The organism is Microbacterium testaceum StLB037 (genome assembly GCF_000202635.1).
GTDB classification, from domain to species: Bacteria; Actinomycetota; Actinomycetes; order Actinomycetales; family Microbacteriaceae; genus Microbacterium; species Microbacterium testaceum_F.
The window spans coordinates 3,678,718-3,699,631 of record NC_015125.1 but is presented as its reverse complement, the minus strand read 5'-3'; the positions used below and the strand labels follow the sequence as shown (position 1 = coordinate 3,699,631).

Here is a 20,914-nt window from a genome sequence, read left to right as displayed (position 1 = left end):
GAGCGTAATCTGCGGTGTCGGGCGGTGCTACGCGGCGGCGTCGGCGAGGGCGACACCCGCCTCGGCGACGACGGCCCGCAGTTCCGAGAGATAGCGCTGGGCCTGATCGGTGAGCGGGATGGCCGTCCGTCCGATCCAGCCGATCTCGATCCGTTCGTCGACGTCGAGGGGCACCGCGACGATCTCGGGGTCGAGGTCGTCGCTGATGATGCCGGTCGAGATCGTGTAGCCGTCGAGGCCGATCATGAGGTTGAAGATCGTGGCGCGATCGGAGACACGGATCTCCTGCGCGCTCGACAGCGTCGAGAGGATCTCCTCGGCGAAATAGAACGAGTTGTTGGCGCCCTGGTCGAAGGTCAGGCGCGGCAGGTCGACGAGGTCATCGAGGGTCGCGCGCTCGCGTGACGCGAGAGGATTTCGCCGCGAGACGAAGATGTGCGGGGCGGCGACGAAGAGCGGGTGGAACGCCAGCCCCGAGTCGCGCAACAGCTTGTCGATGACGTTGCGGTTGAAGTCGTTGCGGAACAGGATGCCGAGCTCGCTGCGCAGCGTCCGGACGTCCTCGATGATGTCCCAGGTCCGCGTCTCACGGAGTGAGAACTCGTACTCCGCCGCGTCGCTCGCACGGACCATGCGCACGAACGCGTCCACGACGAACGAGTAGTGCTGCGCCGAGACGCCCAGGAGCCTGCGGGACGGAGGGCGGCCGAGGTATCGCTGCTCGAGCAGCTCGGCCTGCTCCACGACCTGTCGGGCGTACCCGAGGAACTCGACGCCGTCGTTGGTCAGCGTGACTCCGCGGGCCGAGCGCACCAGGAGCTCGCGTCCGACACGGCTCTCGAGGTCGCGCATGGCGGCCGACATCGTCGGTTGCGCGACGTAGAGCAGATCGGCGGCCGCGCTGATGGATCCCTCGGCGGCGACCTCGATGAAGTACTGCAGCTGTTGGAGCGTGATGCCACTCGGACGACGAGCCATAGTCACAGGCTATACCTCCGCATAGATGCGCCGAATTACCCGATGCCTGAGTGTTGCGAGCACGATGAGGGAGCGGCATCCGACCCTTTCTGATTGGCACGTCATGACGAACGACATCACGTTCAGCATCACCACCACCCGTTTCGACGAGCACTACGCCCCGGCGGAGAACTCGCGCGTGACCACGAACTTCGCGAACCTCGCTCGCGGAGCAGGTCGCCGGCAGAATCTGCGCGGGGCGCTGTCGATGATGGATCGCCGGCTCAACGAGTTGCTGTCCACCGAGGCGCGGTACCGCCTCGAGCTCGACATCGTGTCGGTGCAGCTGCAGTTCTCCGACGGGGCCGACGACGAGCAGTTCCCCGTGATCGAGGTGCTCGACGTGCACATCCTCGACACCGAGACCGGCGAGAGTCACCCGGGCATCGTCGGCAACAACTTCTCGTCCTACCTCCGCGACTACGACTTCAGCGTCGTCCTGCCGGCGGCCAAAGCCGCCGCGGGGACCTTCACGGTGCCCGAGGACTTCGGCGACCTGCACGGCCAGCTCTTCCAGCACTTCCTCGACTCCGCGACCTACCGCGACCGCTTCCCGTCGTCGCCGGTGATCTGCATCAGCGTGTCGACGAGCCGCACCTACCACCGGACCGGCGTCGTGCACCCCGTGCTGGGCGTCGAGTACGAGCAGGACGCGTTCTCTCTCACCGACGAGTACTTCGCGAAGATGGGCCTTCGAGTGCGGTACTTCATGCCGCGTGGGAGCGTCGCTCCGCTCGCGTTCTACTTCCGCGGCGATCTGCTCGCGGACTACACCGACCTGCAACTGGCTGGAACGATCGCCACCATGGAGACGTTCCAGAAGATCTACCGCCCCGAGATCTACAACGCCGTCGTCCCCGCCGGCGAGGTGTACCGCCCCACCCTCGACCAGGCGGAGTTCGTCCGCACCGGCATCGACTACGACCGCGAGGAGCGCAGCCAGCTCGCCGTGGTGCAGGGACGCTACGCCGAGGAGCACTTCGTGAAGCCCCACCGCGCGGCTCTCGACGCCTGGTCGGCGAACGTCGGGGCGGTGCTCCGATGACCACGTCCCTCCTCCCCACCGCGCTGGTCGGCAGTCTCCCCAAGCCCGCGTGGCTCGCGCGACCCGAGGTGCTCTGGGCGCCGTGGGAGCTCGACGGCGACGAACTCGTCGAGGGGCAGCACGACGCCCTCCGCGCGGCCGTCCACGAGCAGGAGCGCCGCGGCATCGACATCGTCAGCGACGGTGAGCAGACCCGCCAGCACTTCGTCACGACGTTCATCGAGCACCTCGACGGCGTCGATTTCGAGAACCGCGAGACCGTTCGCATCCGGAACCGCTATGACGCGAGCGTCCCGACTGTCGTCGGAGCGGTGAGCCGGCGTCAGCCGGTCTTCGTCCAGGATGCCGCCTTCCTGCGCGCGCAGACCGACCGACCGATCAAGTGGGCCCTGCCCGGACCCATGACGATGATCGACACGTTGTCCGACCATCACTACCGCAGCCGCGAGAAGCTCGCGTGGGAGTTCGCGACGATCCTCAACCAGGAGGCGCGCGAGCTCGAAGCGGCGGGGGTCGACGTCATCCAGTTCGACGAGCCGGCCTTCAACGTGTTCTTCGACGAGATGAAGGACTGGGGCGTCGCCGCCCTCGAGCGTGCCGCCGAGGGGCTGCGCGCAGAGACGGTCGTGCACATCTGCTACGGCTACGGCATCAAGGCGAACAACGACTGGAAGGCGACGCTCGGCTCCGAGTGGCGCCAGTACGAGGAGTCGTTCCCGCTTCTGCAGCGGTCGACGATCGACGCCGTCTCTCTCGAGAGCCATCACTCGCACGTGCCCATCGATCTCATCGAGCTCATCCGCGGCAAGAAGGTCATGCTCGGCGCGATCGACGTCTCGTCCGAGACGGTCGAGACCCCCGAGGAGGTCGCCGAGACGCTGCGTCGCGCCCTGCAGTTCGTCGACGCCGACAAGCTCATCCCCTCGACCAACTGCGGCATGGCTCCCCTGCCGCGCCGCGTCGCGCTCGAGAAGATGAGCGCGTTGGCGGCGGGGGCGGCGATCGTGCGCGACGAGGTGTCGGCGCCGGCCCTGGTCTGACGCGCGACGTCGGGTCACGGCGGGACGGCGCGTGACGGCGGGAGGGTCGGGGATGAACGGAGGAGGATGCCGGGTTCCCGGCCCTCCGCTCGTCCCCGGCCCTCCCGCCGTCACGTCGGCGGCCCGGGTGAGGGCAATGGTAGGGCGGGTGGGACTTGAACCCACGATCGTCGGGTTATGAGCCCGCTGCCTTGACCAGCTTGGCCACCGCCCCCAGCGACGACGAGCCTACCGGCATCCGACCTCTCTCGCGGGCGGCCCGCGCGAGAGCACACGTTCCGCGCGAGATCACCGGCTCGTGCGCGACGACGTCGGGTGTTCTCGACACGATCGTGTGATCTCGGGGAGGCGCCGGGTCGCCCGGTCACGCCGCCGACGCGTCAGTGGACGCGCGGCTGCTTCGGCTTGCCGTCGGCCGTCACCTGCGGGTGGTGCTTCGTGAGCTGGATCACGCCCCACGTGGCGATCGCGCCGGCGATCACGAAGCCGATGAGCGCCCAGGCGGGGGCGGTCGAGGCCTCGCCGAGCACGAGGAGTCCGATGAGCACGGCCACGATCGGGTCGATGACCGTGAGGCCGGCGATCACCAGGTCGGGCGGGCCGACCGAGTACGCCGTCTGCACGAAGTACGCGCCGACGGCGACCGCGGCGAGGAGGGCCACCAGGCACAGCAGCGTCAGCCACTCGAAGTTGCCGGCCTGCGCGCGGCTGATGACGACCTTGGCGAGGGTCGCGACGAAGCCGTAGATCACGCCCGCGGCCATGATGTAGAACAGCGCCTGCGCCTTGCGCCGCACGAGCACCCAGAAGACCCCGAAGACGATCACGACGACGGCCAGGATGCCGAGGATGATCCACAGTTCGCGCTCGGTCACCACGTGCTCGGTCGCGAAGAACGCGGCGATCGTGACGAAGATGAAGATGCCGCCGACGCACGCGGCGATCGCGATGAGCGATTGGCGGGTCGGCTTGTGCCGCGTGACGCGGGCGTTCAGTACCGTGGTGAGGACGAGGGCGATCGCCCCCAGGGGCTGCACGAGGATGAGGGGCGCGACCGAGAGGGCCGCCAGCTGGCACACGATCGCCAGGCCCAGCATCAGGGTGCCGGCCACCCACGACGGGCGCGTCAGCAGCGAGGTGAGCTGCTGCCGCGACAGGCCGCCGGTGGTCTTGCCCGAGAGGCGTTCGACTTTCTGGACTCCGCGGTGCTGGTACTGCGCACCGAACGACATGAAGACCGCGCCGAGAAGGGCGAGCGGGATGCCGAGAAGAATGCGGGGGTCGCGGAAGACACCGACGAGTTGGTCGATTCCGTCGCTGAGGGAGACATCGAGCGGGATCACCCTCCGACGATAGCCGCCCGCTCGCTGGATAGGCTGGTGACGTGGCCGTTCTCCCGATTCGCATCATGGGTGATCCCGTGCTGCACGCTCCCGCCGCCCGCGTCGACGAGATCACCGAGGAGGTGCGCACCCTCGTCGCCGACATGTTCGAGACGATGGATGCCGCCCCCGGCGTCGGTCTCGCCGCACCGCAGGTGGGCGTGGGCCTGCGCATCTTCACGTACACGTACGAGGACGACGAGGGTCTCCCGTGGCGGGGCGTCGTCATCAACCCCGAGCTGTGGATCCGTCCGCTCGAGCCCGGTTATCCCGACCCCGACGACGAGTCCGAGGGGTGCCTGTCGTTCCCCGGTGAGCGGTTCCCGCTGCGTCGTTCGGATGCCGCGCTCCTCACCGGCGTCGATCTCGACGGTCGACCCGTGCGCATCGAGGTGACGGGCTGGCGGGCGCGCATCCTCCAGCACGAGTTCGATCACCTCGACGGCATTCTGTACGTCGATCGTCTCGACGACGAGGACAGCCGGGTGGTCGCGAAGATCGCGAAGAAGCGCAAGTGGGGCAAGCCCGGTGCGTCCTGGATGCCGGGAGTCGACGACATCGACGCGTGAGCGCCGATCGCGCCGCGGCGCGGGCCGCGCGGCATCCGGAGGTCAGCTCTCGATGATGTTCGGGGCGAAGCGGCAGAAGTAGTCGGTGATCGGCCCGTCGGACTCGCGGATGCCGACCCCGTAGGCCTCGTCGTTCACGACCCACGAGCCGAGAACCGGATGGTTGCTCCCGTTCGCCCCGGGGAAGTCGGGCAGCTCATGGTACTGCTGCCACACGCGCTCGCGACCCGTGCCCTCGCGGCGGTACTCCTGCCCGTTCGTCGTCACGCTGCCGTCGGCACGGTGGACCCGGATGCCATCGCCCTCGCGCCCGAAGACGGGTTTGACGACGTAGTCGGTCATGCCGTTCGGACCGTCGGCGTAGGCGGGCAGGAGGTTGGGGTGATCCGGGAACAGCCGCCACAGCGCGACGAGGAGCAGCTTGTTCGAGAGGAACATCTTCCACGCCGGCTCGTACCAGCGGCCGAACAGGCCGCGCCCGGCGATCAGCAGGGCCCCGAACTCCTGGTCGCCGACGACGCGGTCGTCACCGGAGACGATGTCCTCCCAGGGATAGAGCTTGAAGAGGTTGCGGATCACCGGATACTGCGTCTCTGGAGCATCCCCCGGGAGTGCGTTGACGCTGCGGGACGAGCCCCACGGCTCGGGGACGCCCACGAACTGGCGCGCGCCGTGGTGCCAGCCGATGTCCTTCATCTCGATGCCGGTGTGCTCCCAGCCCGCCTCGCCCGCGAGGTCGCGCATGTAGGCGACCGTGTCCCAGTCCTCGCCGTAGATGTCGGCATCCGAGTGGGCGACGAAGAGGCGTCCGCCCTCGCCCTCGCTCAACGAACGATGCAGCAGGACGCGCCAGCGCTCGACGAGGGCTTCGTGCAGCCCGTTCCACTGGTCGGTGTCGGCCGGCAGCGCGCCGCTCTTGATGCGGTCCTGCAGCCAGAACCACTGGGTCACCGAGGCCTCGATGAGTCCGGTCGGCGTATCGGCGTTGTACTCGAGCATCTTCGCCGGAGAGCCGTCGCCGGCGTAGGCCAGGTCGAAGCGTGCGTAGACATCGGGCTCGTCCTGCTCCAGCGACCACTGGGCGAACTCGAACGCCTGCGGGGTGAGGCCGAGGTGTCCGAGTTCTCCGGATGCCAGGTAGGTCGCCGCCTCGCGGCACATGCGGTGCAGTTCCTCGGTCTGCTTCTCGAGCGCCTCGACCTCGGGGAGGGTGAAGACGTACGCCGCGCCATCGTTCCAGTACTCGACCGCCGAGCCGTCGTCGCGTAGCGACCGGGAGTAGATGAGACCCGACTGCTTGATCGTGCGCTCCCAGTCGGGTCGGGGCGCCAGTTCGATGCGGCGCATCAGCCGCCGTGACTTCCGTCGGATCCCGATCCGCCGAACCCGCCGCGCGAGACGCTCGCCCCGTCGCCCGAAATGCCCTTCGCGGCGGTCTTCCCGCCGGGCAGGGTGTCGACGCCGCCCGAGGCGCGGTCGCCGACGGCCGGCACGTTGCGGCTGCTCGACCCGAGGGGCAGGTAGTACCAGTGGGCGCTGCCGCCGTGATTGTTGCAGTCGTCGTCCGGGAGCCGCTTCTCGGTCGCGTTGTCGCGGCAGATCTGCGCGTAGTCCTCGGAGACGTTCGTCCCCTGCCCGCACCCCGTGAGGGTGGCGGCGAGGGCGGCGACGACACCGATCGTCACGGTGCGTGACGCGCGGCGGCGGGCGGCAACGGGCATCGACTCTCCTGGGGTGAGCGGTGAAGGGGTCATGCAGATGCTCTCACAGGCGGCGAATGGTGTCCCCGCCGAACCGCCACTCAGACGGCGAAGCTGTGGAGGTGGAGGTCCCGGCTGAGCACCTCGCTGGCGAGGCGCCCACGCACGCTCGTGCCCTGCTCGTCGAGCGGAGGGCTGACCGCTGCGGCGCCCAGCCGACCGGGAGTCGACAGGACGAGGGACCCCGACACGCTCGACTTCGCCGGGACGCCGACCGCGCGCATCCAGCGGCCCGACCCGTCGTAGACCCCGCAGGTCGCCATGACCGACACGACGTCGCGCGCCACGGCTTCGGGGACGACCCGCTCGCCGGTCCGCGGGTTGACGCCGCCGAGCGCGAGCGTCGCCCCCATGACGGCCAGGGTCGCGGCATCCACGAGTGTCGCGCAGGCGCGCGCGTAGACCGCGACGGCATCGTCGGCCGAGACCGCCAGGGTGTCCTCGGCCCGCATGAGATGGGCGAGGGCGTGATTGCGGTCGCCGAGCAGGTGTTCGTCGTGCGCGACGTCTTCGTCGACGTCGAGCTCGCGGCCGGCGAAGGCGGCGAGTCCTCGCGCGATCCGGGCGCTGCGCGCGGTCGGACCCTCGCCGTCCACCAGGGCCGCGGTGAGCAGCGCGCCCGCGTTCACCATCGGGTTCGGGGGTCGTCCGGTCCCGCTTTCGAGTTTGATCGCGTCGAAGGACTCCCCCGTGGGTTCGATGCCCACGCGGTCGAGGGCTTCGCCGCCGGTGTCGAGCAGTGCGAGAGCGAACAGGAAGGGCTTCACGGCGGACTGGATGCTGAACGCGACATCCGCGTCCGTGCTGGAGCGCACGGTCCCGTCCGGCAGTGCGAGAGCGATCGCGCAGAGGTCGGGATCGGCATCCGCGAGCGCAGGGATGCTGTCGTCCACCTCTCCCCCGCGTTCGTCGAGCAGGCTCTCGCGCAGGGCGTCGAGGTCGTACCGGTCGGGATCGTTCGCGGGGGTCACGCTCCCAGCCTCGCAGGCTTCGCGGTGGGGCGGGCCGTCACAGCAGGCCGCGGGCGGTCAGGTCCGCGCGGAGGATCGGCGTCAGACGCTCCGCGTACGCGGGCGTGATGTGGATCTCGTCGTAGCGGACCGGGATGTCGCCGGCGAACGCGGGGCAGACCCGGTCGACGCACGTGAACGGCAGGGCGCTGATCGCCGTGTCTCCCGTCGTCGTGGCCCGCGCCTCGATCGCGCTCTCCATGTCGGTCCAGACGTCGTCGACGGCGGCGAGACACGCCCCCGGGCCCGTCACACTCGAGACGCAGCGACCGAGGTCCGCGCCGTGCGGGGGCGGAGACAGGTACACCGTGCGTCCGGCGGGTGCCCACCCGCCGACCTCGGAAGAGACAGCGGATGCCACCTCCTCGGCGTTGAGATCGCGCCCGTCGACCGTGCGCGCCAGGGTGAAGGCGTTCGAGACGACGAGGAGATCCGCGGGGGCGGCGGCGATCAGCGCGGCGACGTCCGTCTTGCGCTGTGCGCAGCCCGCCGTGACCGCGGGATCCCGGCTCTCGATGAGGACGTCGGTGAAGCGGCATCCGTACATCCCCACCGTGGTGACGCGCCACTGGCCTCCGCTGTCTTCGGCGAGCTTCGCGAACGTGGGCGCGTAGGCCATCGCGCTGGAATCTCCGACGAGATAGAGGTGCCGCGGCGCATCGGGGCTGCCCCAGGTGCAGCGGCCGAGGTCGGGAAGAGGGTCGGGCGTGAAGCAGTCGTGCGCGCGGTTGGCGGCGGAGGACTCCCGCATCGCGTCGTCGATCGAGGGATGCAGCTCGGGCCAGGCGGCGGCCGTCGTCGCGGCGGCGAGATCGGCTTGCAGCGCGGTGAGCGAGCCGCCGTCGTCGTGGGGCGTCGCGACCGCGGCGGGAGCGGGCGCGGGAGGGAGGACGGGAGCTCCGTACGCGACGAAGACGGCCAGCACCGTCGCCCCCGCCCCGATCACGAGGCTCGCGGCGGCCAGGCCCATCCGCGGCGCGAAGCGGGAGCGCCAGTCGGCCCAGCTCTGGCGGGGCGGGGGCGTGGCCGCGAACGGCTGCGCGGCGCGGGGGCTCTCGGGGGGCGGCGTGGGTGCCATGAGCGCGGGGATGTCCGCGGAGGGCGGCGGGCCGGCGGACCGGTCGATCCGCGACACCGGGGCGGCCGAGTCGGGCGGGGGTGCCGCGCCGGGTCGCGAGCCCGGGTAGTAGCGCTGGCCCGGCACCCACCCGGCCGGGCGCGATGCCAGGGCGGACGAACGCGGAGGTGTCGTGGAGTGTGCGCGAGCAGCCGGAGCGGCCGCCACGGGCGTGAGGGGAGCAGATGCGAGGGGCGCGGGCGTCAGCGGCTCGGGCGGGAGAGGCGACCCGTCGTCGCGGTTCAGCCACGGCGACCGGTGCAGGGGCTGCTCCACACCGAGGAAGGTCGCGACCGTCAGGACGACGAGGATGAGCACGGTGATCGGCATCGCCGCCGGCCCCGGCGGCAGGAGCGCACCCGCGAAGACGATGACGGGCAGGTGCCAGAGGTACAGGGAGTACGAGACGTCGCCGATGGCCACGGCGAGCGGGTTGGTCAGCACGAACAAGGATCGATGCCGCGGGTCTCCCCCGATCCCCGCCGCGATCACGAGTGCGGCCCCGGCGACCGGAAGAGCCGCCCACGGGGCGGGGAACGGCGATTCGGGATCGACGATGACGAACGAGGCGGCCACGATACCCACCCCGATCCAGGCCAGGGGAACGCGCACGGCTGCGTGAAGGCGCGCCAGCACGGGGGCGAGGCTGGCGAGGACGGCGCCGACGCCGAGCTCCCCCGCGCGCGTGAATGTCGAGAAGTAGGCCACCGCGGGGTCGCTCGACGTCTGCATCCACGCAACGATCCCGGATGCCACGACGACCAGCGCCGCGAGGACGCCCACCGCCGAGCGACCGGCGCTCCCGCGGCGAGCGAGCGCGGGGAGGAACGACACGGCGAGGAGGACGAGCACGGGCCAGCACAGCGAGAACTGCTCTTCGACGGACAGCGACCAGAAGTGCTGCAACGGCGACACGTCGACGCTCGAGAAGTAGTCGCGGCCCTCGAGGGCGAATCGCCAGTTCGACACGAGCCCGGCCGCGGCGAGCGCGTCGGCGACGAGGTCCTCCGCTCGCACGCCGGGGAAGACGAGGAACCCGGTGCCCACGACCCCCGCGAGAACCAGAAGAGCCGCGGGGAGCAGACGACGCACGCGGCGGGCGAAGAAGCGCCGGAGGTGCACCGTTCCGCGGGACTCCAGGTCGCGGAGCAGGATGCCGGTGACGAGGAAGCCGGACAGCACGAAGAACACGTCGACTCCGACGAAGCCGCCCCTCGGCCAGCCGGTCAGGTGGGTGGCCACCACCGCCAGCACCGCGATCGCGCGGAGGCCCTGCAGATCGCGGCGCACGCGCGGTGTCGCTGCGTGCACGGGCGGTGTCCTCTCCGGCCTCGGGCGAGGGCCGGAGCGAGTCTAGTGGAACCGCTCCCACGGCCGGGGACCGCGACGAGCCGAGCGGGCGATCCGTGGCCGTTCTCCGGGAAAAGGTAAGGCCCGGGGTGGAAGCCCGGGCCTAGGTTGAGAGCCACGCTAGATGGGCGTGGACATCTCGCTCCCCGGCTTGGACTCGAACCAAGAACCTATCGGTTAACAGCCGATTGCTCTGCCAATTGAGCTACCGAGGATCATGCTCGCCTTGCGGCGGGCAACCACACGATACTAACAGCACCGCGGGGCAGTCGAAAAATCAGGCGGTCGAAACGCGCCGGTCGGGCGCGCCGCCCGGCGTCCACTGCAGCTCGTCGGCTCCGTGACCGAACGCGACGGCGTGGCCGCCGTGCAGCACGAGCACGTCGGCATCCAGATCCGTCGGGGCGTCGGCGTCGTTCGTCACGACCACGGTGGCCATTCCGCGCTCGTCGCGCCGACGCACGATCGACGCGCGCGCGGCGGCGCGCACCTCGACGTCGAGGTTCGCGTAGAGGTCGTCCGCGACGAAGAGCCGGGGCTCCAGCACGAACGCGCGGGCCAGCGCCACGCGCTGCCGCATGCCGGCGCTGAGCTCGTACGGATACTTCGGCGCCGTGCCGAGGGGCAGCTCCATCTCGTCGAGAAGGGTCGCGACCCGGACCGCGAGGGCCCGGGTGTTCACACGGCGGTCGCGACTCGTGATCGGCTCGGCGATGACGTCCTGCACGGTGAGGCGCGAGGGCAGCGAAGCGCCGGCCCCCTGCGGGAGGTAGCCCGTGTGGAACGTCCACTCGCGGTGCGCGCGCCCGGGGCGCCGCGCGGAGATGCCGTGGACGTACGCCTCTCCCCCGACGACGCTCAGCCCTTCGTCGGGTCGGCCCGCGAGCATCGAGACCAGGGACGTCTTGCCCGAGCCGGTCGCCCCGCGCACCACCAGCGTCTCGGCGAACGGAAGCGTCAGGGTGATGCCGTCGATCACGCGGACGCCGTTGCGAGCGAGCGAGAGATCGTCGGCGCGGATGGCGACGTCGGTGTCGAGTGTCCGGGGCATCCCCTCATCCTCGCCGAAGACCCGCGGGGACGCATCGGGCTTCCCTCCCGACACGCCGGTGCGGTAACGGCCCGTTGCGCGACAGCCGACGCTATGAGGCGATGAGCCGCTGGCGATCCGCCTCGAGATCGCGCAGGCGCAGCCCGAGGCGACGCCCCTCGTCGGTGTCGGCGGGGACGCGCTGCACCTCGCGCAGCAGCTCGGCCTTCTGGCGCTCGAGTTCGCGGACGAGCAACCGTCGCGACAGGTCGTTCGCCGCGACGACCGCCCCCTCCTCGGTGCGCGCGGGGAACTCGGACGTCAGCAGTTCGGCGGCGAGGGAGCGGAACGGCTCGCGGACCGCCTCGACGGCCGCGACGGCCCACCCGGGTTGGGACAGATCCGTGGATGCCAGAGTGCTCCGCACCGCTTCGAGGGCGGGGTGACCGAACGGTGTCTGCAGCGCGCGCAGGAACAGCTCGGGCTCGATCCGGTGCCCGTACTGGAGGAACGCCATCATCGCGCCGCGCTCGAGGGCGACGTCGCGGGTGTTCGGCAGCGAGGCCATGGTCACGGACACCGCGACGGGGGCCGCGTCCGCCTCGCGTGCGGTCTCGCGTTTCTCGGCCCTGTCGGCGCCGCGCGCGGCGCGCTCGACGGCGGACTGCACCTCGGGCATGTCGAGACCGAGCCGCCGCGCGAGGACGCGGACGTAGCCGGGGCGCAGCGCGGGATCGCGGATGTCGGCGACGATCGGGGCCGCGGCCCGGAGCGCCCCCGCGCGCCCCTCGACGCTGCCGAGGTCGAAGTCCTTCAGACGCTGGTCGATCACGAACTCGAACATCGGGGCTTTGTTGTCCATCAGCGCCCGCACCGCGCCGTCTCCGCGCTGGAGACGCAGATCGCACGGGTCGAGGCCTTCGGGAGCCACGGCGACGTACGTCTGGGCGGCGAAGCGCTTCTCGTCGGCGAAGGCGCGAAGCGCCGCCTTCTGGCCCGCGGCATCCGGATCGAAGGTGAAGACGACCTCGCCCGAGGAGCTGTCGTCGCCCATGACGCGGCGGAGCACCGTGATGTGGTCGCTGCCGAACGCGGTCCCGCACGAGGCGATCGCCGTGGTGATGCCGGCGAGGTGGCACGCCATGACGTCGGTGTAGCCCTCGACGACGACGACCCGGTGCGAGCGCGAGATGTCGCGCTTCGCCAGGTCGAGGCCGTAGAGAACCTGGGCCTTCTTGTAGATCGGCGTCTCGGGGGTGTTGAGGTACTTCGGGCCCTGGTCGTCGTCGTAGAGCTTGCGCGCCCCGAAACCGATCACCTGCCCGGTGACATCCCGGATGGGCCAGACGAGCCGCCCGCGGAACCGGTCGTACACGCCGCGCTGCCCCTGCGAGACGAGTCCCGCCTGCAGCAGCTCGTCGCGCGTGAACTTCTGCGCGAGCAGGTGGTCCATGAGGTGCGACCAGCCCTTGGGGGCGTAGCCGACGCCGAAGTGCGCCGCCGCTCCCGCGTCGAACCCGCGGTCGCCGAGGAAGCGCCGGCCCGTGTCGGCCTCGGGCGTCATCAGCTGCGCGCGGAAGTATTCGGCGGCTGCGGCGTTGGCGGCGTACAGGCGCGAGCGCCCGGTGGTCTCGGGCGCGGGGCCGCCGTCTTCGTAGTGCAGCGTGTAGCCCACGCGCGCGGCCATCCGCTCGACGGCCTCGGTGAACGAGACGTGGTCCATCGCGCGGAGGAAGGAGTAGACATCGCCCGACTCCCCGCAGCCGAAGCAGTGGTAGTAGCCGACCTGCGGTCGCACGTGGAAGCTCGGGCTGCGCTCGTCGTGGAACGGGCAGAGCCCCTTCATCGAGCCCACACCGGCGGACTTCAGCGCGACGCGCTCACCGACGACATCGGCGATGTTGACCCGCGCCTTGACCTCGTCTATGTCGGACTGGCGGATGCGGGCCATCAGGCATCCGCTCCGCGGGGCGCACGGGATCCGGGTGCCCAGACGCCGAGCTCGGCGGCATCCACTTCTCCCACGAGACGGTTGTGCCAGGCGATCGCGAGCTGATCGGTCAGGCTCGCGACCTGGTCGACGACGACCCGGCGGCGGGCGGTGTCGTCCGCCGCGGCGGCGAAGTCCGGGGCGTGCAGGGCGTCGAGGGCTCCCGGGTTCTCCCAGAGGGCGGATGCCAAGCGCTTGAGCACACTCCGCTGCTCGCGGTAGAGCACCTTGCGACCGTCGATCGATACCACCGTCGCACCGATGATGCCCTTCAGCACGGCCATCTCGGTCTCGACCTCGGTGGGCACGATCACGCGGGCGCGGTAGCGCGTGAGCTCGTCCGCCGGGTAGGCCTCTCGGGTGGCAGCGGTCGCCGCGCGGGCGAAGCGTCCGATCAGGTCGGAGGTGAGGTTCTTCAGGCGCGCGAGTGCGGGGCGCGTGCCGTCGAAAGAGTGGATCCACTCGGGCATCGCCATCAGCCGGTCGAGTCCCTGGGCGAGATCGTCGCGCACGAAGTCGTACCCGACCCAGCGCTGGATCGCGTCGAGCAGGCCCTCGCGACCGACTCGGGATGCCAAGCGGGCGGGGTCGACGTAGCGGTTGACGACCGCGTCTTCGAAGTCGTGCACCGAATAGGCGATGTCGTCGGAGAGATCCATGACCTCGGCCTCGATGCAGCGCTGACGCGCCGGAGCCTCGCCCCGCATCCAGTGGAAGACCGGCTCGTCATCGGGGTACACGCCGAACTTCAAGCGCCCGCCCGGGTCGGGGACGGGCTCGTCGACCGTCCACGGGTACTTGCACGTGGCGTCGAGGCTGGCACGCGTGAGGTTGAGTCCGAACGGTTCCCCGTCGGCGCCGAACACCTTGGGCTCGAGGCGCGTGAGGATGCGCAGGGTCTGCGCGTTGCCCTCGAAGCCGCCGATGTCGGCCGCCCAATCGTTGAGCGCCCGCTCGCCGTTGTGGCCGAACGGAGGGTGGCCGAGGTCGTGGCTCAGGCACGCGGTGTCGACGACGTCGGGCGAGAGCTGCAGAGCGGTCGCCAGCTCGCGGCCGACCTGCGCGACCTCCAGCGAGTGTGTGAGGCGGTTGCGGGCGAAGTCGGCGGGGCTGGCCGGGCTCAGCACCTGCGTCTTCGCGGCGAGGCGCCGGAGGGCTGCGGAGTGCAGCACGCGGGCGCGGTCGCGCGCGAAATCGTCGCGCTGCGAACGGTGCTTCTCTTCGTGGAACCGGGCGGCATCGGCATCCGCGTACCCGAGGGGGCGGGCGGTCGTCGCCGTCACCTCAGCCCCCACTGTGATGCAGCTCCGCATCGGCGAGTTCGCGACCGGCCGCGTCGCCGATCTCGTGAGACTCGAGCCACCGGTCGGGCAGCGCTGGACGCTTCGGGGTGCCGGCGCGCCCGCGCTGGCCCTCGGCCGCCGCTCCCGGGTAGGGCGCGTCGAGCTCCATCGTGGCGAGCAGCTCGTCGATCTCGTTGAGGGTCGACGCGGTCGCGAGGCTCGCGCGCAGCTCGCCGCCGACGGGATACCCCTTGAAGTACCAGGCGACGTGCTTGCGGATGTCACGGCATCCGCGCCCCTCGTCCTCGAAGAACTCGACGAGGAGTTCGGCGTGGCGGCGGAACGCCTTCGCGACGAAGCCGAGGGTCGCATCGACGGGCTCGCCGTGGGCGGCGCCGGGCTGACCCAGCGCGCGGGCGAGGTCGCCGAACAGCCACGGGCGGCCGAGACAGCCGCGGCCGACGACGACACCGTCGCAGCCGGTCTCGGCCATCATGCGCGCCGCGTCGTCGGCCGACCAGATGTCGCCGTTGCCGAGCACGGGAACGCTCGTGACCGTCTCTTTCAGCTTCGTGATCGCCGACCAGTCGGCGTGACCGGAGTAGAACTCGCTCGCGGTGCGCGCGTGCAGGGCGATGGATGCCACGCCGGCGCCCTCGGCGATCCGCCCGGCCTCGAGGTAGGTCAGGTGATCGGCGTCGATGCCCTTGCGCATCTTGATCGTGAGCGGCTTCTCGCCCGCGGCGCGGACCGCCCGTTCGACGATCTCGCGGAACAGCGACGTCTTCCACGGCAGAGCGGCGCCGCCGCCGCGGCGGGTGACCTTCGGGACGGGGCAGCCGAAGTTGAGGTCGATGTGGTCGGCGTGGTCTTCGTCGACGATGATGCGCACGGCCGCCTCGACCGTCCCCGGGTCGACGCCGTAGAGCTGGATCGAGCGCGGGGTCTCGGACTCGTGGTGGCGGATGAGCCGCATGGTCGTGTCGTTGCGCTCGACGAGGGCGCGCGTCGTGATCATCTCGCTCACGTACAGGCCGGCACCGTATTCGCGACACAGGCGACGGAACGCCGTGTTCGTGATGCCGGCCATCGGAGCGAGGACGACGGGGGCGTCGAGCTCGATGTTGCCGATGCGGAGCGTCCGCGCCGGAGCCAATGCCGTATTCACTGTCCTATTCTCCCAGACGTCGCGCGACAGCGGTGCCCGCGCCGGCCGGAGCCGGGCGCGGACACCGCTGTGGAGGAAATGTCAGGCGTCGGCGGTCGCGGATGCCTCGCGGCGCTCGCCCCACACCTGGCGGGCGATCTGCGTGAACGCCTCGACCGGCTGCGCTCCGCTCACGCCGTACTTGCCGTCGATGACGAAGAACGGCACGCCGGTGATGCCGAACTGCTGCGCCTGCTCCTGGTCGGCGCGGACGGCGCCGCGGTAGCGCTGCGACGCGAGCGCCTCGCGGGCGGCATCCGCGTCGAGACCGACCTCCGCCGCCAGGGCGACGAGGTCGTCGTCGCGACCCACGTGCTTGCCCTCGAGGAAGTACGCCGACATGAGGACCTCGGCCAACTCCAGCTGCTTGCCGTTCTCCTTGGCGAAGTGGAGCAGCTCGTGCGCCTTCACCGTGTTGGTGTGCTTCAGGATGTCGAAGCGGTAGGCGAGGCCGGCGTCGGCCGCCACGCCGGTGACGCGGTCCAGCATCTCGCGTGCCTGGGCGGGCGAGATGCCCTTGTGCTGCGAGAGGTAGTCGACCTCTCCCCCGTCGAAGTCCTCGGGGGTGTCGGGCGAGAGCTCGAACGAGTGGTACTCGATCTCGACGACCGGGGCGTCGTCGTCGGCGGCCGTGGCGGCCAGGCCGTTCTCGAGGTTCCGCTTGCCGATGTAGCACCAGGGGCAGGCGATGTCACTCCACACGTCGATCTTGATGGCATCCGTCATGTCGCGTACAACCCCTTCGATCCTGGATCTATTCCGCCAGCGGCATCCATCACGTGGTGGGCGTGTCGACCGCTCCGCCGAAGCGGCGGTCGCGCGAGAGGTAGAGACCGATCGCGTCCCAGAGGTGCGTGCGGCGGAAGTCGGGCCACAGCGTGTCGAGGAACACCATCTCGGCGTACGCCGACTCCCACAGCAGGAAGTTCGAGGTGCGCTGCTCGCCGCTCGAGCGCACGAACAGATCGACGTCGGGCATGTCGGGTTGGTACAGGTTCTTGCGGATCAGCTTCTCGGTCACGGCCGACGGCTTGAGCTTGCCGGCGGCGATGTCATCGCCGATCCGGCGCATGGCATCCACGATCTCCACGCGTCCGCCGTAGTTGACGCACATGGTCAGGGTCAGAGTCGAGTTGCCCTCGGTGAGGCGCTCGGCGTGCTGGAGCTCCTTGATCACCGACCCCCAGAGGCGGGGCTTCCGACCCGACCAGCGGATGCGCACGCCCCACTCGTTCAGTTGGTCGCGGCGGCGGTGCAGCACCTCGCGGTTGAAGCCCATGAGGAAGCGCACCTCGTCGGGCGATCGCGACCAGTTCTCGGTCGAGAAGGCGTAGACCGACAGATGCTTCACCCCGGCCTGGATGGCCCCGGCGACCACGTCCAGCAGCGCGGCCTCTCCGGCGCGGTGTCCCTCGACGCGCGTGAGGCCCTGGCGGTTGGCCCAGCGGCCGTTACCGTCCATGACGATCGCGACGTGCTCGGGCACCGCCCCCTTGGGGTAGCTGGGCGGGTACTCGCCCGTCCAGTCGAGGGGGCGGTACGGCACGGCGTCGCGGTGCGTGAACGGCTTCGGTGTCATCGGTGCGACTCCAGGTGCGAGAGGGAACGGATGCCACGCTCCAGGTGGAACTGCGCGTACGCGGCAACGAGGCCGGAGGCCGCCGAGACCGTGCGGCCCGGGGCGGCGTCGATCGTCTCCCACTCCCCCGCCATGAGGGCGCGGAGCATGTCGACCGTATCGCGCGCGACGCGCGGCGAGCCTGCGGGGGCGCACGTCGAGCAGACGACGCCGCCGAGCTGGGCGAGGAAGTACGGGTGGTCGCCGACCGTGCCGCAGCGCGCGCACTCGGTGAGCCCGGGCGCCCAGCCCGACAGGGCCATGGCGCGCAGCAGGTACGAGTCGAGCACGCTGCGCTCGGAGTGTTCGCCGCGCGCCAGCGAACGGAGGCCGCCGACCAGCAGCAGGTACTGCTGGGGCGTCGCCTCGGCCTCGTTGAGGCGATCGGCGGTCTCGACCATGGCGCTGGCCGTGGTGTACACGTCGTAATCCGCCACGATCTCGGCCCCGTACGAGCCGAGCGACTCGGCCTGCTGCACGATGTCGAGGTTGCGTCCCTTGAACAGCTGCACGTCGGCGACCATGAAGGGCTCGAGGCGCGACCCGAACTTCGACGACGTCCGCCGCACGCCCTTCGCAACCGCGCGGATCTTGCCGTTGCGGCGGCTGAGGAGGGTGAGGATGCGGTCCGCCTCCCCGAGCTTGTGGGTACGCAGGACCACGACTTCGTCGCGGTAGGTGGGCACAGTCCATTATCGGGCCCGGATGCCGAGAGGCGGCGGTGCGCCGCGCCTCAGGACGCGGGCGTCAGGGTGACGAGGGCGCTGCTCGCTTCGCCGGGGACGTCGACCGCGACGACGGCGATGTATGCGCCGGCGGTGGGCAGTGGCATCCGGTCGAGGCGGAGCTGTCGGTCCATGTCGGTCATCCTTCCGTGCGCGCGTCACCGAGGAAGGCGACGGTCTCATCGAGGCCCATCGCCCGCCCGACGGTGAGGAGGCGACTGCGCAGCGCGACATCGAGAGGAGAACTCGCGTCCAGTCCGTCGCAGATCAGGCCGAGCGCGATTCCGGGCTCCGCATGGTCGGCCAGGTCGGCGACGTCGCGCAGCACCGCCGGATCCAGGATGCCGCCGAGCTCGACGCAGAGGGAAGCGATCTCCGCGCTCGCCCATCGCACGATTCCCGACGCGTGGGCGTTCGTCTCGTCCGCAGACCCGAGAATGCGGAGCTGTCCCACCACGTGTGGGCCTTCGTACACGAGGAGCTGAGCGCCGGCGATCACCGCTTCGGAGCCCGGTGCGCCCGGGACGAGCACACTGACGGTGCAGGGTGTCCGTTGCGTTGCCGACGGGAAGTGGGCGAGGTGCACGCGGATGCTGAACGTGCCACGGCCCGTGGCGGGCGCGAGAACGGTGGCCGTCGGGAAGTAGTCCTCGGCGGTCGGGGGACCCGACCGCCGGCCGCCCGCGCTCCGCGGATGGAAGATGATCTCGCCGTCAAGGCCTGTGATCGGTGCCTTTTCCGCGTGAATGCCGAGGCGGTGAAGGCGCTCGTTCGTGGTGAGGCCGTCAGGGGGCACTGCGCGGTCCTCCCATATCCCGCCGCGCTGCAACCAGTTCGCTCGGAACCGGTCGGCGGAGGTCGGCAGGGAATCCTGATACCCCCACTCGACGCCGCAGCAGGGACAGTACGCGTAGGTCGGACAGCACCCATCGAGCCCCCACGGAGGTTCTTCTGAGAAATATCCGCAGACACGGCACAGGTGCGCGGAAGGAAGGTTCATCCGCACATCTCGCGAGCGGGAACGTGGTGTGCCGCATTTGGGTCTGTCCGTCCGCCTATCAGCGCGTTCGCGAACGAGATGCGGCCGTCAATGACGGATTTCATGGAGCAACTCCTTCACCGTCAGGAACTCCAGATCGCAAGGTCGCCGCCCGGCATCGATATGACGAGCGACCGCGGGTTTCCGGGCCCAGAGTAGCTCCATGCCTCATAGGCGGGATGGGAAGGGACACGCAGCAAGGATGAGTCGTCGAACGCGATCCGCAACTCCTGGCCGACGATCTCCGCCCCGGTGATGTGTCGCCCGAACAGAGCCAAGACCTCCCCCAGAGCCTTCTTGTCTCCGTCAGGATCCAGGAACATCTCGTTCATGCCTGGACGGGTCAGTGCGAACTCGGTCTCGATGGTGACGACATCGCCATCGGAGAATCGCAGGGTGAGGCGGTGGTCGACTCCGATGAACTCGAGGTCGCCGCCGTTTGAGAACATCTCGGGTGCGGGGTGATGGGTACTCATGTCCGACTCACCATGTTCCGAAGACGTCGACGGATTTCGGTTGGTTACGCACGAGAAGATCATCGAATGTCGGTAGCCACCGTTCCAGACCGGCGTGGGCTCGAACGGCCTTTTCCAAGACCAACGGCGAGTTGAACGTCCTACGGGGGAAGCCGTCTGCCTCCGATGGGGTGGCCTCGCGCATCTTGGTTCCCCGGAAGTTCAGGATCTTCATGCCTCCGGCGCGAGGATCTCCCATGCTGTACGCGGGGGCGAATCGTTCCGGCTGCGAGTCGGAATGCCCGATCAGTTCCCACATGCCCGGGCGGAACCTCGCGTCGAACACGATCGCGCCGAAAAGGGGCCGCGAGGCGAGTGCGTGGGTCGGGTTCGCGCGAGCTTCGGATGCTGACCTGCGTTCGTCGAAGACGACAACGAACCACGCATGCAGGTACTCGCAGATGACGTGCCCCACGTACACGTGCCGATCGTCGATGGCTATCGTGAAGATGTCGCCCTCTCGAATGGCGTGCACCGGGCTACTCCTCGCCAATACAGACTCCTCACGTTCCATGTCTTCAATTGATCATCCGAGGAACCGGCTACTCGTCGACCACTGCGATGGAGGGGTAGGAAATCCAGCGCGGGTCGCCCGCGATGGCGAGCCTCGTCGCCATAGAGAGACATTGCTGGAAATCTGTATTGCGTCCACCGCCGCAGAGTTCCGAAAGCTCCTCAAGGTCCACGATGCGGGCTCGGGCGCCTCCCCTTTAACCTCATACCGCCGGGATCTGAAGCGCTCTGGCATCCACTGAGGACCGACGCCGGCGGTTCGTCGAAATCTCACGGATGTGAACATTTTCCGCCCCTTGTACGGGTCCACTGAAAACTGCCGTTCTTGCGCGTCCCGGTCGTCCATGGGGGCGGCGAATGGAAAGCCCACCCATCGTGGATCGTGGGCGTCTGCGAGACGTCCCGCGACAGTTATGCACATCTGGAAGTCAGTGCCCCTGCCGCCTCGGCAACGTTCAGCGAGACCGTCGAAGTCGACGATGGAGTTTGGTGGACAATCCTGTTCGATCTCAAACCGACGTCGTCGCAACTGTGACGGGAGCCACCGAGGGCCCTCTGGGGGCGCATATCTGAATTTGACAATCTCGATGTCTGGCATGTGTGGCCTCATCTCTCATGATGCGCGACTGTTTCGGCAGGCACAGCTTCGTCAACCGCATGTACGACGCCATCGGTGCATCACGATCCCTCTTCGTCCCGGTGTC

General features: G+C 69.7%; 20 protein-coding genes and 2 tRNA genes. 3 read left to right on the top strand and 19 right to left on the bottom strand.

Translation table 11 applies throughout. From position 1 onward, the window contains the following. Nucleotides 1-27 precede the first annotated feature (27 nt). Nucleotides 28-978: a LysR family transcriptional regulator gene (locus MTES_RS16930; RefSeq protein ID WP_043361645.1), complete on the bottom strand. Its 951-nt coding sequence runs from the start codon at nt 976-978 to the stop codon at nt 28-30. A 103-nt stretch (nt 979-1,081) separates the two neighbouring features. Between MTES_RS16930 and MTES_RS16925 the strand changes: the two genes are divergently transcribed. Together MTES_RS16925 and MTES_RS16920 are read left to right on the top strand one after the other, a co-directional pair. Continuing rightward, a complete protein-coding gene (locus tag MTES_RS16925) occupies nt 1,082-2,062 on the top strand; it encodes a putative oxygenase MesX (RefSeq protein WP_013586502.1) in 981 nt (326 codons plus the stop codon). Further along, nucleotides 2,059-3,102, top strand: coding sequence for a methionine synthase (locus MTES_RS16920; RefSeq protein ID WP_013586501.1), 1,044 nt, complete (start codon nt 2,059-2,061; stop codon nt 3,100-3,102). Before MTES_RS16925 ends, MTES_RS16920 begins: the two co-directional genes overlap by 4 nt. 137 nt (nt 3,103-3,239) lie before the next feature. On the opposite strand, the gene MTES_RS16915 is transcribed toward MTES_RS16920, so the two are convergent. Both MTES_RS16915 and MTES_RS16910 read right to left on the bottom strand, forming a co-directional pair. Continuing rightward, nucleotides 3,240-3,316 (bottom strand) — tRNA-Ile (locus MTES_RS16915). Between the two features lie 166 nt (nt 3,317-3,482). Next, a complete protein-coding gene (locus MTES_RS16910; protein ID WP_013586500.1) occupies nt 3,483-4,445 on the bottom strand; it encodes a DMT family transporter in 963 nt (320 codons plus the stop codon). A gap of 41 nt (nt 4,446-4,486) precedes the next feature. On the opposite strand from MTES_RS16910, the gene def reads away from it, so the two are divergent. Next, nucleotides 4,487-5,053 (top strand): peptide deformylase, encoded by a 567-nt coding sequence (gene def, locus MTES_RS16905; protein ID WP_013586499.1) that lies wholly within the window; start codon nt 4,487-4,489, stop codon nt 5,051-5,053. Nucleotides 5,054-5,095: 42 nt separating this feature from the next. On the opposite strand, the gene MTES_RS16900 is transcribed toward def, so the two are convergent. From MTES_RS16900 to MTES_RS16830, 16 genes are all read right to left on the bottom strand, one after another. Next, nucleotides 5,096-6,400, bottom strand: coding sequence for a glutathionylspermidine synthase family protein (locus MTES_RS16900; RefSeq protein ID WP_013586498.1), 1,305 nt, complete (start codon nt 6,398-6,400; stop codon nt 5,096-5,098). After that, a complete protein-coding gene (locus MTES_RS16895; protein WP_013586497.1) occupies nt 6,400-6,774 on the bottom strand; it encodes a hypothetical protein in 375 nt (124 codons plus the stop codon). Before MTES_RS16895 ends, MTES_RS16900 begins: the two co-directional genes overlap by 1 nt. Nucleotides 6,775-6,854: 80 nt before the next feature. After that, complete coding sequence (gene glsA, locus MTES_RS16890; RefSeq protein WP_013586496.1) at nt 6,855-7,784, bottom strand: glutaminase A; 930 nt, start codon at nt 7,782-7,784, stop codon at nt 6,855-6,857. Nucleotides 7,785-7,821: 37 nt separating this feature from the next. Next, nucleotides 7,822-10,251: an acyltransferase family protein gene (locus tag MTES_RS16885; protein WP_013586495.1), complete on the bottom strand. Its 2,430-nt coding sequence runs from the start codon at nt 10,249-10,251 to the stop codon at nt 7,822-7,824. 181 nt (nt 10,252-10,432) lie between these two features. Further along, nucleotides 10,433-10,505: transfer RNA gene (locus MTES_RS16880), tRNA-Asn, on the bottom strand. Nucleotides 10,506-10,567: 62 nt separating this feature from the next. After that, nucleotides 10,568-11,341 carry an ATP-binding cassette domain-containing protein gene (locus MTES_RS16875; protein WP_013586494.1) on the bottom strand — a complete coding sequence of 258 codons (774 nt, stop codon included), beginning with the start codon at nt 11,339-11,341 and terminating at the stop codon, nt 10,568-10,570. Nucleotides 11,342-11,432: 91 nt separating this feature from the next. Then, entirely contained in the window at nt 11,433-13,271 is a 1,839-nt protein-coding gene (gene dnaG, locus MTES_RS16870) for a DNA primase (RefSeq protein WP_013586493.1), read from the bottom strand. Further along, complete coding sequence (locus MTES_RS16865; protein ID WP_043361642.1) at nt 13,271-14,623, bottom strand: deoxyguanosinetriphosphate triphosphohydrolase; 1,353 nt, start codon at nt 14,621-14,623, stop codon at nt 13,271-13,273. Before MTES_RS16865 ends, dnaG begins: the two co-directional genes overlap by 1 nt. Next, the gene (gene dusB / locus MTES_RS16860) at nt 14,595-15,761 is read right to left on the bottom strand and encodes a tRNA dihydrouridine synthase DusB (protein ID WP_013586491.1); all 1,167 of its coding nucleotides are present in this window, start codon (nt 15,759-15,761) and stop codon (nt 14,595-14,597) included. The genes MTES_RS16865 and dusB overlap by 29 nt, the downstream gene beginning before the upstream one ends. Before the next feature lie 81 nt (nt 15,762-15,842). Beyond that, nucleotides 15,843-16,526, bottom strand: coding sequence for a DsbA family oxidoreductase (locus MTES_RS16855; protein ID WP_013586490.1), 684 nt, complete (start codon nt 16,524-16,526; stop codon nt 15,843-15,845). 49 nt (nt 16,527-16,575) lie between these two features. After that, nucleotides 16,576-17,379 carry an isoprenyl transferase gene (locus tag MTES_RS16850; RefSeq protein ID WP_013586489.1) on the bottom strand — a complete coding sequence of 268 codons (804 nt, stop codon included), beginning with the start codon at nt 17,377-17,379 and terminating at the stop codon, nt 16,576-16,578. Beyond that, nucleotides 17,376-18,104: a DNA repair protein RecO gene (gene recO, locus MTES_RS16845; RefSeq protein WP_013586488.1), complete on the bottom strand. Its 729-nt coding sequence runs from the start codon at nt 18,102-18,104 to the stop codon at nt 17,376-17,378. The genes MTES_RS16850 and recO overlap by 4 nt, the downstream gene beginning before the upstream one ends. Nucleotides 18,105-18,151: 47 nt before the next feature. Continuing rightward, the gene (locus MTES_RS20010; RefSeq protein ID WP_269453417.1) at nt 18,152-18,277 is read right to left on the bottom strand and encodes a hypothetical protein; all 126 of its coding nucleotides are present in this window, start codon (nt 18,275-18,277) and stop codon (nt 18,152-18,154) included. A gap of 5 nt (nt 18,278-18,282) precedes the next feature. Beyond that, a complete protein-coding gene (locus MTES_RS16840) occupies nt 18,283-19,143 on the bottom strand; it encodes a hypothetical protein (protein ID WP_013586486.1) in 861 nt (286 codons plus the stop codon). A gap of 122 nt (nt 19,144-19,265) precedes the next feature. Then, nucleotides 19,266-19,658: a DUF6188 family protein gene (locus tag MTES_RS16835; RefSeq protein WP_013586485.1), complete on the bottom strand. Its 393-nt coding sequence runs from the start codon at nt 19,656-19,658 to the stop codon at nt 19,266-19,268. Nucleotides 19,659-19,665: 7 nt separating this feature from the next. Next, the gene (locus tag MTES_RS16830) at nt 19,666-20,172 is read right to left on the bottom strand and encodes an Imm26 family immunity protein (protein ID WP_043361638.1); all 507 of its coding nucleotides are present in this window, start codon (nt 20,170-20,172) and stop codon (nt 19,666-19,668) included. Nucleotides 20,173-20,914: the final 742 nt, after the last annotated feature.

Bases quoted from the DNA above. Each gene is read 5' to 3' on its own strand.
- MTES_RS16930 (WP_043361645.1), bottom strand. From the start codon at position 978: ATGGCTCGTCGTCCGAGTGGCATCACGCTCCAACAGCTGCAGTACTTC.
- MTES_RS16925 (WP_013586502.1), top strand. From the start codon at position 1,082: ATGACGAACGACATCACGTTCAGCATCACCACCACCCGTTTCGACGAG.
- MTES_RS16920 (WP_013586501.1), top strand. From the start codon at position 2,059: ATGACCACGTCCCTCCTCCCCACCGCGCTGGTCGGCAGTCTCCCCAAG.
- MTES_RS16900 (WP_013586498.1), bottom strand. From the start codon at position 6,400: ATGCGCCGCATCGAACTGGCGCCCCGACCCGACTGGGAGCGCACGATC.
- MTES_RS16895 (WP_013586497.1), bottom strand. From the start codon at position 6,774: ATGCCCGTTGCCGCCCGCCGCCGCGCGTCACGCACCGTGACGATCGGT.
- MTES_RS16875 (WP_013586494.1), bottom strand. From the start codon at position 11,341: ATGCCCCGGACACTCGACACCGACGTCGCCATCCGCGCCGACGATCTC.
- dnaG (WP_013586493.1), bottom strand. From the start codon at position 13,271: ATGGCCCGCATCCGCCAGTCCGACATAGACGAGGTCAAGGCGCGGGTC.
- MTES_RS16865 (WP_043361642.1), bottom strand. From the start codon at position 14,623: ATGCGGAGCTGCATCACAGTGGGGGCTGAGGTGACGGCGACGACCGCC.
- MTES_RS16855 (WP_013586490.1), bottom strand. From the start codon at position 16,526: ATGACGGATGCCATCAAGATCGACGTGTGGAGTGACATCGCCTGCCCC.
- MTES_RS16850 (WP_013586489.1), bottom strand. From the start codon at position 17,379: ATGACACCGAAGCCGTTCACGCACCGCGACGCCGTGCCGTACCGCCCC.
- MTES_RS20010 (WP_269453417.1), bottom strand. From the start codon at position 18,277: ATGGACCGACAGCTCCGCCTCGACCGGATGCCACTGCCCACCGCCGGC.
- MTES_RS16840 (WP_013586486.1), bottom strand. From the start codon at position 19,143: ATGAACCTTCCTTCCGCGCACCTGTGCCGTGTCTGCGGATATTTCTCA.
- MTES_RS16835 (WP_013586485.1), bottom strand. From the start codon at position 19,658: ATGAGTACCCATCACCCCGCACCCGAGATGTTCTCAAACGGCGGCGAC.